This is a genomic window from Ruegeria sp. CE6, from assembly GCF_056537485.1.
The window spans coordinates 598515-609513 of the sequence record NZ_JBQFRR010000001.1 but is presented as its reverse complement, the minus strand read 5'-3'; the positions used below and the strand labels follow the sequence as shown (position 1 = coordinate 609513).

Annotated in this window: 15 protein-coding genes; 9 read left to right on the top strand and 6 right to left on the bottom strand. The window is 59.3% G+C overall.

Annotation, left to right across the window (positions count from 1 at the left end; genetic code table 11):
- The first annotated feature begins 4 nt into the window (after positions 1–4).
- Both ACR0DK_RS02980 and ACR0DK_RS02975 read left to right on the top strand, forming a co-directional pair.
- Positions 5–358, top strand: coding sequence for a hypothetical protein (locus ACR0DK_RS02980; RefSeq protein ID WP_170625094.1), 354 nt, complete (start codon positions 5–7; stop codon positions 356–358).
- A gap of 125 nt (positions 359–483) precedes the next feature.
- The gene (locus tag ACR0DK_RS02975) at positions 484–1281 is read left to right on the top strand and encodes a class II glutamine amidotransferase (protein ID WP_480734729.1); all 798 of its coding nucleotides are present in this window, start codon (positions 484–486) and stop codon (positions 1279–1281) included.
- A 10-nt stretch (positions 1282–1291) separates the two neighbouring features.
- Here the strand turns inward: ACR0DK_RS02975 and ACR0DK_RS02970 are convergent, their stop codons facing one another.
- Genes ACR0DK_RS02970 through ACR0DK_RS02960 form a run of 3 tightly spaced genes read right to left on the bottom strand, consistent with a single transcriptional unit; the run spans position 1292 to position 4350 of the window.
- Positions 1292–2455 (bottom strand): lytic murein transglycosylase, encoded by a 1164-nt coding sequence (locus ACR0DK_RS02970; protein ID WP_480734728.1) that lies wholly within the window; start codon positions 2453–2455, stop codon positions 1292–1294.
- A 12-nt stretch (positions 2456–2467) separates the two neighbouring features.
- On the bottom strand, positions 2468–3388 hold the full coding sequence (gene cbiB / locus ACR0DK_RS02965) for an adenosylcobinamide-phosphate synthase CbiB (RefSeq protein ID WP_170513402.1): 921 nt from the start codon (positions 3386–3388) through the stop codon (positions 2468–2470).
- A complete protein-coding gene (locus tag ACR0DK_RS02960; RefSeq protein ID WP_480735685.1) occupies positions 3385–4350 on the bottom strand; it encodes a threonine-phosphate decarboxylase in 966 nt (321 codons plus the stop codon). Before ACR0DK_RS02960 ends, cbiB begins: the two co-directional genes overlap by 4 nt.
- 181 nt (positions 4351–4531) lie before the next feature.
- On the opposite strand from ACR0DK_RS02960, the gene ACR0DK_RS02955 reads away from it, so the two are divergent.
- A complete protein-coding gene (locus ACR0DK_RS02955; RefSeq protein WP_008756687.1) occupies positions 4532–4894 on the top strand; it encodes a response regulator transcription factor in 363 nt (120 codons plus the stop codon).
- On the opposite strand, the gene ACR0DK_RS02950 is transcribed toward ACR0DK_RS02955, so the two are convergent.
- A complete protein-coding gene (locus ACR0DK_RS02950) occupies positions 4876–5865 on the bottom strand; it encodes a glutathione S-transferase family protein (RefSeq protein WP_480436080.1) in 990 nt (329 codons plus the stop codon). The genes ACR0DK_RS02955 and ACR0DK_RS02950 overlap by 19 nt on opposite strands.
- Before the next feature lie 212 nt (positions 5866–6077).
- Between ACR0DK_RS02950 and ACR0DK_RS02945 the strand changes: the two genes are divergently transcribed.
- Positions 6078–6431 (top strand): hypothetical protein, encoded by a 354-nt coding sequence (locus ACR0DK_RS02945; protein WP_170513411.1) that lies wholly within the window; start codon positions 6078–6080, stop codon positions 6429–6431.
- Between the two features lie 91 nt (positions 6432–6522).
- On the opposite strand, the gene ACR0DK_RS02940 is transcribed toward ACR0DK_RS02945, so the two are convergent.
- A complete protein-coding gene (locus ACR0DK_RS02940; protein ID WP_170609756.1) occupies positions 6523–7221 on the bottom strand; it encodes a fumarylacetoacetate hydrolase family protein in 699 nt (232 codons plus the stop codon).
- A gap of 30 nt (positions 7222–7251) precedes the next feature.
- Positions 7252–8424, bottom strand: coding sequence for a MalY/PatB family protein (locus ACR0DK_RS02935; RefSeq protein ID WP_480734727.1), 1173 nt, complete (start codon positions 8422–8424; stop codon positions 7252–7254).
- A gap of 94 nt (positions 8425–8518) precedes the next feature.
- Here ACR0DK_RS02935 and def (ACR0DK_RS02930) point away from each other — a divergent pair, with 94 nt between their 5' ends.
- Genes def (ACR0DK_RS02930) through ACR0DK_RS02910 form a run of 5 tightly spaced genes read left to right on the top strand, consistent with a single transcriptional unit; the run spans position 8519 to position 10947 of the window.
- On the top strand, positions 8519–9037 hold the full coding sequence (gene def, locus ACR0DK_RS02930; RefSeq protein ID WP_170392632.1) for a peptide deformylase: 519 nt from the start codon (positions 8519–8521) through the stop codon (positions 9035–9037).
- Entirely contained in the window at positions 9034–9528 is a 495-nt protein-coding gene (gene def, locus ACR0DK_RS02925) for a peptide deformylase (protein ID WP_170513416.1), read from the top strand. The genes def (ACR0DK_RS02930) and def (ACR0DK_RS02925) overlap by 4 nt, the downstream gene beginning before the upstream one ends.
- A 23-nt stretch (positions 9529–9551) precedes the next feature.
- A complete protein-coding gene (fmt, locus tag ACR0DK_RS02920; RefSeq protein ID WP_480734726.1) occupies positions 9552–10466 on the top strand; it encodes a methionyl-tRNA formyltransferase in 915 nt (304 codons plus the stop codon).
- Positions 10467–10472: 6 nt separating this feature from the next.
- Positions 10473–10709, top strand: coding sequence for a hypothetical protein (locus ACR0DK_RS02915; protein WP_170392629.1), 237 nt, complete (start codon positions 10473–10475; stop codon positions 10707–10709).
- A 1-nt stretch (position 10710) separates the two neighbouring features.
- The gene (locus ACR0DK_RS02910) at positions 10711–10947 is read left to right on the top strand and encodes a GlsB/YeaQ/YmgE family stress response membrane protein (RefSeq protein ID WP_170392628.1); all 237 of its coding nucleotides are present in this window, start codon (positions 10711–10713) and stop codon (positions 10945–10947) included.
- The last annotated feature ends 52 nt before the right edge of the window (positions 10948–10999 follow it).

Below are 10999 nucleotides of genomic sequence, written 5' to 3'. Positions count from 1 at the left end.
GCGTATGACCCGATCACTGATCTTTTTTCTGCTATGCGCCACCCCACTTGCGGCCGCCGAATGGGCCACCAAACCCGGAGACCAGCCGCTTTCTCCGCAGGAGCTTGAGGCTTTGGCAGGCCAGACTCTGACATTCTATGATGACGGTCAGTCCAAATACTCGGCCGGAGGGGCCTATTCCTATACCTATGCCAGCGGAGAATCCGCCTTTGGCACCTATTCCATCGCCGGGGACGGCAGTGTTTGCATCGCGTATCGCAATGGGTTCAGCCGATGCGACCTATATGTCCGCAGTGGTGAGCGGTTGATCCTGATCGACGAGAAAGGCGATCGCTACCCGGTCAGAGCGAGTAATTGATCTGTTTTTCCCGATCAATTGGTAAATTTGATAGAGGCTTTGAATAAAAACGGAAGAAAACGGGATAATCATCGTCAAATCAAGTTGTAGAATGCCCTGGATCGAAAAACTGATGGGGATGCCAAATGTGCCGTTTTTTGGCTTGGGTTGGGGAGCAGCGATATCTGGATGAATTGATTCAGGAGCAAGAGCAATCGCTTGTCATTCAAAGCCGCAACGCGTTGATTGGGAAGACACCAATCAATGCCGATGGGTTTGGACTGGCCTGGTATTCTGATCGCGAAACGCCCTGTTTCTACAAGGACACTCATCCCGCATGGTCCGATGCAAATCTCAAACAACTGGCTCATCACACACGATCACGACTGTTTTTGGCCCATGTAAGAGCGTCGACAGGCACTGCGACCTCGCGCAACAACTGTCACCCATTTGGATTTGGCAAATGGAGCTTCATGCACAATGGCCAGGCTGGAGGGCATGACCAAATCCGGCAGCAGCTCGATGCTATGATCCCGGCACATTTATACGGGCACCGAATGGGTGCGACAGAAAGTGAAGCGATCTTTTTGATTGCTCATGGCGAAGGTCTGGATTCAAATCCGATCGAGGCAATGGCACGGGCCGTGGGGCGGGTGGAAGCGCTGTCCCGACAATGCGGATCGTCGCCTTATATGCGGTTTGCTGCGTGCTGGTCAGACGGCAAGCGTGTATTTGCGGCGCGCTATGCGTCTGATCATTATGCACCCAGTCTGCATTACCGAACCTCAGAAGACGGGATAGTGATATCTTCTGAGCCGCTTGATGCAGACAGTGACGGCTGGGTTGAAGTACAGCCCAATACCGCCATCGTCACAGAAGGCTCGCTGGTATCTATCCATGCGTTTGATCCGTCAGTGAAGCGTGAACCAGCAAAGGTCGCCTAGGCGCTGACCCTTATAGCTGGTTCAGCAGCTGTGTCGTTGGCCACGCATCCGCTGGCAAACCCAGACGCAATTGTTCAGCCTGCACAGCCGCACGGGTTCCGGCCCCAAGGATGCCGTCGATCTTGCCTACATCATAACCCCGTGCCTGTAGCTTGCTCTGCAACTGCTTCATCTGTGCGCCCGTCAGCCCCGGCGCGGGGTTGCCTGCGTCGTAGATCTGCGCGCCTTCCAGCCGTGTGCCGAAATAGGCGGCGGTCAGGACGTAAACGAAGCTCTGGTTCCATTCGAAATAGACGTCGAAATTCGGGTAAGCCAGAAAGGCGGGGCCTTTATGCCCTTGTGGCAGGATCAGCGAGGCAGGCAGATTCGCCAACGACCCACTGCGCGCCTGCACGCCCATCGCCTGCCATTCGGACACTGAGCGGGGCTTGCCGGGGCCTGATAGTGACCAGTCCATCTGCGCGGGCACGGTGACCTCCTGCAGCCATGGCTGACCCGGTTGCCAACCCAGATGCGACAGCATCTTGGCCCCGGACATCAGTGCATCCGGCGCCGAGGTTTTTAGCGAAACCTTGCCGTCTCCGTCCCCATCCACGCCGTTTTCCAGAATGTCGCGGGGCAGCATCTGGACCATGCCGATTTCACCGGCCCAGGCTCCGGTGGTGCGGGTGGGGTCAAAATTGCCCTGGCTGTACAGCTCGATCGCGGCGAAAATCTGCGGGCGGAACAACTCGGGGCGGCGGCAGTCGTGGGCCAGCGTCACCAGCGCGTTGCGGGTGTTGAAATCGCCCTGAAAGGACCCGTAGTCGGTCTCGAACGCCCAAAATGCCAGTAGCACACCGCGCGAAATGCCGTATTCCTGCTCAATCCGGTCAAACACCGCGTCGTATTTGCCCGACATGGCCTTGCCCCGGTCGATCCGGTTCTGTGAAATCAGGCGCCGCGAGAAGTCGATGAATGGTTTCTGGAATACGCCCTGCGCGCGGTCGGCTTTCAGAACGGCTCCGTCCTGCTGAACGCCCTTGAAAAAGCTGTTGACGGTGGATTTGTCGTAACCCTGCTGAATGGCTTCGGCTTTCAGCCCTTTGGCGAAGGCATTGAACCCACCGCCGCATTGGGCGAGTGCAGGCGAGGCGAAGAGGGCGGCGGCAATAAGGCCGGAAAGGAAACGCATAAGGCTGATCCGTCAGAATATGAAGTTGAACCCAACCCACACCGACACGAGCCCAAGCGCAAGCCCCCATACCTGCCAGAGCATGTCTGATGCGCGAAAAACCTCCGCCGCGTCGATATTCTGCCGCGCATTCCCGTTCACCCAGGCAAGATCCCGCATCTGCCCGTCATAGCTGCGCGGTCCTGCCAGCGCGATATCAAGCGCACGTGCCATCGCGGCCTCGGGCCAGCCTGCGTTAGGTGAGATATGGCGGCGTGCATCCTCAACCATCTCTCCCCAGCGCGACCATTGGCTGGACAGTGCCACGATCATTACAAAGGTCAGGCGTGCCGGGACAAGGTTCAGCAAATCATCCAGCCGCGCTGCTGCCCAGCCGAAGGCGCGGTATTTGTCGTTGCGATAACCGATCATACTGTCGGCGGTGTTGACGACCTTGTAAACCAGAAGTCCCGGCAGACCTGCGACCAGAAACCAGAAGGCTGGGGCAATCACCCCGTCGCTCAAGTTTTCGGCGGCGCTTTCGATGGCCGAGCGCGCCACCTGCGCCTCGGTCATATCTCGCGTATCGCGCGAGACAATCATGGCGACCTGCGCGCGCCCTTCGGCAAGCGAGGTCAACAGGCCTTCGCCAACTGCGCGAACATGGGTGATCAGGGATTTCTGGGCCAGAAGGATGGCGCAGACCACGATCTCGACGATCGGACCAAGCAGCTCCAGCAACCGGCCAAGGATGAGTGCCACCGCAACCAGGATGAGTACCGTCGCAACCCCTTTGAGGCGGCGATACGCTCCATGGTTCAGCCGGTTGTCCAGCCAGCCAATCGCGTTGCCCATCAACACGGCAGGGTGGCGAATCCGCGACCACAGCCAATCCGGCTCACCCAATGCCGCGTCCAGACACATAGCGCAGACCAATAGGAACGCGGTGCTCACAGCGCTGCTTCCAACCGGGCCCAACCATCTGCTGGCGGTAATCCAAGGCGCAGGTAGGTCCGGGAATAGGGAAAAATACGGCTCCAGATATGCGCCCGCGCCAATCGGTCTTGCCAGGCGGTCGCGTCATCAACGTCGTAGAGGCGGAACAGGCTGGTGCCGCCAATCAGCCGCGCATCCTTGGCCGTTACAAGCTGATCCAACCGTGTTGCTTCATTTGCCAGACGCATGCGCGTTTCATTAGCCCATTTTACATCGTGCAACGCTTGCGCGCCGATCCGCAGTGCCGGGCCGGATACGGCCCATGGTCCCGTCAGGTCATTCAACCGCGCAATAAGATCGGGATGGCCGATTGCAAAACCCAGTCGCAACCCGGCCAACCCCCAAAATTTGCCAAAGCTCTTCAGCACCACGATGCCGGGCCGCTGGGCCAGATGAATCAGCGAGGCTTCGGGCGTTACGTCGCAGAAGCTTTCATCGATCACCGTCAGCGGCGCGTCGACATCCGCGTCCTGCCAGATGCGCCCATCAGGATTGTTGGGGTTTACGATGACATGTGCCTGAGCCGGGCCGCTCTCGTGCACCGTCCAACCCTGAGCGGTGAATGCAGCGGCATGTTCGTTATAAGTGGGCATCGTGATCTGCACGCGGCCGGCTTTGGTCAGCGCGGGCACGCGGGCAATCACCGCAGAGGCACCAGGCGATGGCAGAATCTCGGCCCCATCAGGCACGTTCCAAAACACCCGCGCCGCGTCCGAGAGGCGTTCGAACGCGCCATGATCCGGCAGTTCCATCCAGTCCGGAGGCTGCAGGCCCGAGACCTCATAAGCATGCGGATTGATCCCCGTGGACAGATCGAACCAGTCTGCGCGCGTGCCCCCAAACCGCGTCATCGCGCCATCCAGCCCTCCGCCATGATCGCGCGCAGCCCGAGGGTTCAATCTGTCATCCTGTCCAACCATCTGCCCCAGCCGGAATCGCCTATTTCTCATGCTTCAAGCGGATTTTTGCCGTTCTTACAAGCGAATCCGCCCGATCACGGCGCTGTGCGGGTCTTGTTAACACTTTGTTAAGGAAATCGCGTGATCACGGACAACAGGGGTCGGCACCACTCACCCATATCACGTGCCGAGGTTGTTGCAAATGAAAGTACTGATTGTTGAGAGTAACCCCGATCTAGGTCGGGTCTGGCAGCGGCATCTGCAAAGGCAGGAGGCCGAAGTCACGCTGGTCGAAACGCAAGAGGCCGCGATCCTGGCACTGTATGGTACCGCATTCGATATCATCGTGCTGGATCTGGTTCTGGAAACCGGCAGCGCCTTGGCTGTTGCCGATTTCGCAAGCTATCGCAGGCCCGAGGCGCGAGTGATCTTCGTCACCAACACCACATTCTTCTCGGACGGATCAATCTTTGCCCATAGCGCGAATGCCTGCGCCTATGTCCAAAGCTCGACCCCGCCCGAGGATCTGGCGGCTATGGTCGAACACTACGCGGCGGGGCGCTGATCCCGCCCATGGGGTTCTGAATAGTCCAACGTTGGATTCACCGGAATAATTCGGTGCGGATTGATGCTGTCATGGCTGAAGTGATAGTGGCGCACGATGTGGTTCATGTTCACAGACTGCGCCACGCCGGGCCATTGATATAGCTCCCGCGTAAAGGCCCAGAGGTTCGGGTAGTCCACCAACCGACGCTTGTTGCACTTGAAATGTAAATGATAAACCGGGTCGAACCGGATCAATGTGGTGAACAGGCGCCAGTCGGCCTCGGTCACGCGGTCACCCATAAGATAGCGGTTCCGGGCCAGACGATCCTCAAGCCAGTCCAGCGTGTCGAACAGAGGGCCAACCGCGGCGTCATAAGCTTCTTGCGAGGTGGCAAAGCCGGATTTGTAGACCCCGTTATTGACATCGGAATAGATGCGCGCGTTGACCTCTTCGATCTCGTCCCGCATTGCCTCGGGCCAGTAGTCGTCTGTGTTGCCGGTGATCCCGTTGAAAGCCGAGTTGAACATGCGGATGATTTCCGAGCTTTCGTTCGACACGATCGTTTTCTCAACTTTGTCCCACAGGATCGGAACCGTAACGCGGCCCGAATAGTGAGGGTCGGCACGGGTGTAGATTTGATGGGCAAATTCTGATCCGAACAGTTTGTCGCCGGTCGCGCCATGGTCGTCGGTCTCAAAGGTCCAACCTTTATCCAGCATATCCGGATGCACGACCGAGACCGAGATGTGGTCGCTCAGCTCTTTCAACTCACGAAAGATCAGTGTGCGGTGCGCCCAAGGGCAGGCGTGCGAGACATAAAGGTGATAGCGCCCCGATTCCGCCTCGAACCCGCCGCGCCCCGAGGGGCCGGGCGCGCCATCGGCGGTGATCCAGTTGCGAAACTGTGCGGCCGAGCGTTTGAACGCCCCGCCTGTGGATTTGGTGTCATACCAGGTGTCATGCCATTCGCCGTCGACAAGCAGGCCCATCGTTATTCCTTTCGCATTGCGATTGGGTCAAAGATAGGCCGTCTTGCGCCACGATCCTATTTCACCGGGCGCGCATCAGGCCTGCATGCGCGCACAGGTGGGGTGCGGTGTCTGGGCACCAGAACCGCAATGCCAAAACTTATGTGACGCCGTTCACTGGATTTTTACAGGAATCGCGTCAGACTAATGAGTGTTAAGGGGGGAAGTATATTATGAGTACCTATGTTTCCAAGGAAATTCGCGCCGAATTGGATGCGGCCCGAATCGCTACCCTCAAGAAATCCAGCCGTTTGCGGGTGGAGGTTGGCGACAATAGCTTCAAAATTTTGACATTGTGGAAGGATGGTTTCACCGTCGAGGCCGAAACCACGCCACGCCTGCGCGGGCTCGTCGATATCTATGACGGTGCCAATCACATGTATCAGTGCCTGATCATCGCAGATGAAGAAGCGGTGGGTGAGATGCGCTATGAGTTCAAGCGCAGCACCGTGGCAGCCGACAAGGCCCCGCTGGATTTCTACCGCGCCCCGGATGCACCGATCGCATTGCTCGAAAACCGCGACTGACGCGCGCACCGTTTGACCTTTGGCACCGACGCGCCACCGGCGCTCGGGCGGCAATGGGGCCTCAAGATTCTCAGGGATCAGGCCGGACGGTTTAGTCGGAGGCTGTCAGGGTCAGGTGCACAGGAGCCAAACCATCGATGCCGCCTTCAATTCGGTCTCCGGCGACCACAGGCCCGACCCCGGCGGGTGTGCCGGTCAGGATCAGATCGCCGGGGCGCAAATGGTAGAAACCCGATAGATGGGAGATCAGTTCATCGATCTTCCAGACCAGCTCTGACAATGTGGCGTCTTGTACGACCCGCTCATTGACGCTCAGATAGATGCGCTTGTCATCAGATGGGCTCCAGTCATCGGCGCGGGTCAGCGGAGCGAAGACCGCGCCGTTTTCCACATCCTTGCCCAGATCCCAGGGGCGCTGCTTGTTGCGCTCACGAATCTGCAAGTCGCGGCGCGTCATGTCCAAGGCACAGCCGTAGCCAAAGATCGCGGCTTGGGCCTGCGCGGCCGTGGCCTGAAAAACCGGCTTGCCGATGGCAACGGCCAGTTCCATTTCATGATGATAATCCTCGGTCCCTGCCGGATACGGCACATGCGCTCCGGTCAAAACCGCGTTGGGCGCGGATTTGGTGAAGTAAAACGGCGCCTGACGATCCACCTCATGCCCCATCTCGGCAGCGTGGGCGGCATAGTTGCGGCCCACGCAAAAAATCCGCCCGATCGGATAGGTCGCCTGTTCCCCCTGCACCGGGATGCTTGGGATGTCCGGAAGCGTAAAAAGGTGGTTGGGCATGACGTGCCTCCGATTATTTGTGAACGGGGTTCATTGTAAATCGCCAAAGGCTGTCTTCAATCGCGCACAGGCTTCTTCAACCCGCTCGCGTTGGGTGGCCAGATTGAAGCGCTCGAAGGTTTCTCCACCGGTGCCAAAACCGGGGCCTGAGGATGTCGCGATCCGCGCATCTTCGCGTAGGCGGCGGACAAACTCATCGTGGCTCATACCCGTGCCCGAAAAATCGACCCATGCCAGATAGGTCGCCTGCAGAGGGATCGACCACAGGCCCGGTATCTCGGCGATGGCAGCATCAAACAGCTTCCGGTTCGCGTCCAGGTGGGCAATTTGTTCATCGACCCATTTTGCACCTTCCGGCGAATAGGCGGCAGTGATCATCGCCACACCCAACGCACTGGGGTCATAGTCCAGCGTGGTGATCCGGTGCCGCATCTCGGCCCGCAGCTTGGCATCGGGAATGATCATGTTGCCGGTACGCTGCCCGGCGATGTTGAATGTTTTCGACGCCGCGGTCAGTGTCACAGTCCACGGGCGCGCATCGGGGGCGGCCGTATCCATCGGTACGAAGGTATTGCCCGGATAAACCAGATCATGGTGAATCTCGTCCGACACAAGGATCAGCCCGTTGCGCTCCGCAAACGCCGCTACAGCGCGCAGTTCTTCCGGCGTCCAGACCCGACCTGACGGGTTCTGCGGCGAGCACCACAGCAGCAGCTTTTCTGATCCGTCCAACTGCGACTGCGCATCGTCCAGATCAAGCCCATAGCTGTCGCCATCGCGTACCAGCGGGCATTCCACCACGCGGCGGCCGGATTTGTTCACCTTATGGGCAAACTCATGGTAGACGGGCGTGAAGATCACGACGCCATCTCCCGGGTCACTCCAAACATCCAGACACAGGGCAATCGCATTGCCCAACCCTTGCGAGGTCAGAATCCAATCGGTGTCGATCTCCCAGCCATGGCGAGTCTTCATCCACCACTGGATTGCATTCAGATAATCCGGGTGCATCCATGAATATCCAAACGCGCCATGATCGGCCGCTTCCCGCACCGCCTCGATCACGCAAGGGGCCGTGGCATAGTCGGAATCAGCCGTCCACATGGCCAGCCCATCCTCGGGGGCGACACCGTAAAGCTGCTCCATCTTGTCCCATTTTGAAGAGTTGGTGCCCCGGCGGTCGATCAGGTCGTTGAAAGTCATGTCATCTCCATCTGTCGAGGCGAAAGCTAACCACAAATCCATAAGGTGCAAGGGGGCCGTTGCGGAGGCGGGCGCGATGGCCTAAATCAGCCCCATGAAACGTAATATCCTGATCCATCCCGATCCCCGCCTGAAAAAGGTCTGCGCGCCGGTGGCTGACATCACCGATGATCTGCGCAAACTGGCCGATGACATGCTGGAGACGATGTATGACGCGCCCGGTATTGGCCTTGCTGCGCCGCAGATCGGTGTGCTCGACCGGCTGATCGTGGTGGACTGCGTCAAAGAAGAAGGTGAGGCCCCACGCCCACTGGTGATGTTCAACCCCGAGGTCATCGCCTCCTCGGACGAGACCAACGTTTACGAAGAAGGCTGCCTGTCGATCCCTGAGCAATATGCAGAAGTCACGCGCCCGAAGACGGTTGATGTCACCTGGCTGGACCGTGACGGTAATCTGCAGCAGGAAACCTTTGATGATCTCTGGGCGACTTGTGTGCAGCATGAGATCGACCATCTGAACGGTAAGCTCTTCATCGACTATCTCAAACCGCTCAAGCGTCAGATGATCACGCGTAAGATGCAGAAGCTCAAGCGCGAAAAGGCCCGCACATGACGGTGCGGACCTGCCTGCCGTGGCCCGACAAGCGCTTGCGCACCAAGGCCGAGGACGTCCCCGAGATCACCGACGACATCCGCACCATCTGGGATGACATGATCGATACGATGGAGGCGATGCCGGGCGTTGGCCTCGCTGCGCCGCAGATCGGAGTGATGCTGCGGCTGGCTGTCGTGGACGGCTCGACCCAGCGGGGCAAAGCTGTGCGACTGGCCAACCCCGAGATTCTGCACAGCTCGGTTGAGCTGCGTGAACATGACGAGGCCAGCCCGAACTTGCCCGGCGTGTCTGCCAAGGTGAAGCGACCGCGCGCAGTGACCGTGAAATTTCTCAACGAACAGGGCCAGATCGACCGCCGTGATTTTGTCGGCATCGAAGCCACCAGCGTGCAGCATCAGATCGACCACCTGAACGGGCGGATGTATTTCGACCGGCTCAGCAAGGTCAAACGCGACATGCTGCTGCGCAAAGCACAGAAGATGGGGTGAAACCCCATCCTAGGGAGGGACGGATGCGTATCATCTTCATGGGAACGCCAGATTTCTCGGTGCCGGTGCTGGATGCGCTGGTCCGTGCCGAACACGAAATCGCCGCCGTCTATTGCCAACCGCCACGCCCCGCCGGTCGCGGTAAAAAAGACCGTCCAACCCCGGTGCACGCGCGTGCCTTGGCGCTGGGCTTAGACGTTCGCCACCCCACCTCGCTGAAATCGCCCGAAGAACAGGCCAGCTTTGCCGCGCTGAACGCCGATATCGCGGTCGTCGTCGCTTATGGCCTGATCCTGCCACAACCCATTCTGGACGCGCCGACCCATGGCTGCCTGAACATCCACGCCAGCCTGCTGCCCCGCTGGCGCGGGGCCGCCCCGATCCACCGCGCGATCATGGCAGGCGATGTGCAAACCGGTGTTTGTATCATGCAGATGGAGGCCGGGTTGGATACAGGCCCCGTTCTGCTGCGCGAGGCCACCGAGATCGGGATTGAGGAAACCACGGCGGAACTCCATGACCGCCTGTCGGGCATGGGTGCGGCGCTGATCGTTGAGGCGCTGAACACGCTGCCGAGCCTGACCCCCGAACCGCAGCCCGAGGTCGGCGTAACCTACGCCGCCAAGATCGACAAATCCGAGGCGCGGATCGATTGGTCGGCCCCCGCATCCGAAGTCGATAGAAAAATCCGCGGTCTCTCCCCGTTCCCCGGCGCATGGACCGAGGTCGAGGGTCACCGGATCAAACTACTGGCTTCGCGGCTGGCCGAAGGACGGGGCACTCCGGGCGAGGTGCTGGACGACCACCTGCGCGTGGCTTGCGGCGAAGGCGCGGTTGAGCTGCTGCGCTTGCAACGGGCAGGCAAGGGCGCGCAGGATAGGGAAACTTTTCTGCGGGGATGGCCCATGTCGGCCGGGACCCGCCTGTCATCGGAGTAGGCGTACATGATCATGATCATGATGGGCACGGTCGTGATTGCCGGGATCGTAGGCTATCTGTCTGAACAGACTGGCTTTACCCATAACGGCTATCTGCAGTCGATCATCATCTGCGTGGGTGGTGCTTTCCTGTTCTATTTCGTGCGCATCATGTTCGGCATCAGCTTTGGCCCGCCGGGGTTGGACGCGGTGCTGTCCTCGATCGGTGCGCTGATCATCGTTCCCACGCATTGGAGGAAATGATATGCCGATCATCGCCCTGATCATCGTCGGAGCCGCTGCAGGTTTCCTCGCCACCCGCCTAATGCGGATCGAGGCCGATATTCCAACCACCATGCTGATCGGCATTGTCGGCGCTTTGGTGGGCGGTTTGGTGCTGCGCACGCTCATCACTGTGATGGGCTGGCTCTCAGGGTTTATCGGCGCCGTTCTGGGGGCGCTCTTGGTGATCTGGATCTGGCAGACATATATCCGCCGCTGATCGCTTGACCCGACCGTGATCTGCGACCAATGTCCCGTCAATTCTTTGTTGA

Coding starts and splice junctions, on each gene's coding strand:
- ACR0DK_RS02980 (WP_170625094.1), top strand. CDS start 5: ATGACCCGATCACTGATCTTTTTTCTGCTATGCGCCACCCCACTTGCG.
- ACR0DK_RS02975 (WP_480734729.1), top strand. CDS start 484: ATGTGCCGTTTTTTGGCTTGGGTTGGGGAGCAGCGATATCTGGATGAA.
- ACR0DK_RS02970 (WP_480734728.1), bottom strand. CDS start 2,455: ATGCGTTTCCTTTCCGGCCTTATTGCCGCCGCCCTCTTCGCCTCGCCT.
- ACR0DK_RS02960 (WP_480735685.1), bottom strand. CDS start 4,350: ATGGTTGGACAGGATGACAGATTGAACCCTCGGGCTGCGCGCGATCAT.
- ACR0DK_RS02955 (WP_008756687.1), top strand. CDS start 4,532: ATGAAAGTACTGATTGTTGAGAGTAACCCCGATCTAGGTCGGGTCTGG.
- ACR0DK_RS02950 (WP_480436080.1), bottom strand. CDS start 5,865: ATGGGCCTGCTTGTCGACGGCGAATGGCATGACACCTGGTATGACACC.
- ACR0DK_RS02945 (WP_170513411.1), top strand. CDS start 6,078: ATGAGTACCTATGTTTCCAAGGAAATTCGCGCCGAATTGGATGCGGCC.
- ACR0DK_RS02940 (WP_170609756.1), bottom strand. CDS start 7,221: ATGCCCAACCACCTTTTTACGCTTCCGGACATCCCAAGCATCCCGGTG.
- ACR0DK_RS02935 (WP_480734727.1), bottom strand. CDS start 8,424: ATGACTTTCAACGACCTGATCGACCGCCGGGGCACCAACTCTTCAAAA.
- def (WP_170392632.1), top strand. CDS start 8,519: ATGAAACGTAATATCCTGATCCATCCCGATCCCCGCCTGAAAAAGGTC.
- def (WP_170513416.1), top strand. CDS start 9,034: ATGACGGTGCGGACCTGCCTGCCGTGGCCCGACAAGCGCTTGCGCACC.
- fmt (WP_480734726.1), top strand. CDS start 9,552: ATGCGTATCATCTTCATGGGAACGCCAGATTTCTCGGTGCCGGTGCTG.
- ACR0DK_RS02915 (WP_170392629.1), top strand. CDS start 10,473: ATGATCATGATCATGATGGGCACGGTCGTGATTGCCGGGATCGTAGGC.
- ACR0DK_RS02910 (WP_170392628.1), top strand. CDS start 10,711: ATGCCGATCATCGCCCTGATCATCGTCGGAGCCGCTGCAGGTTTCCTC.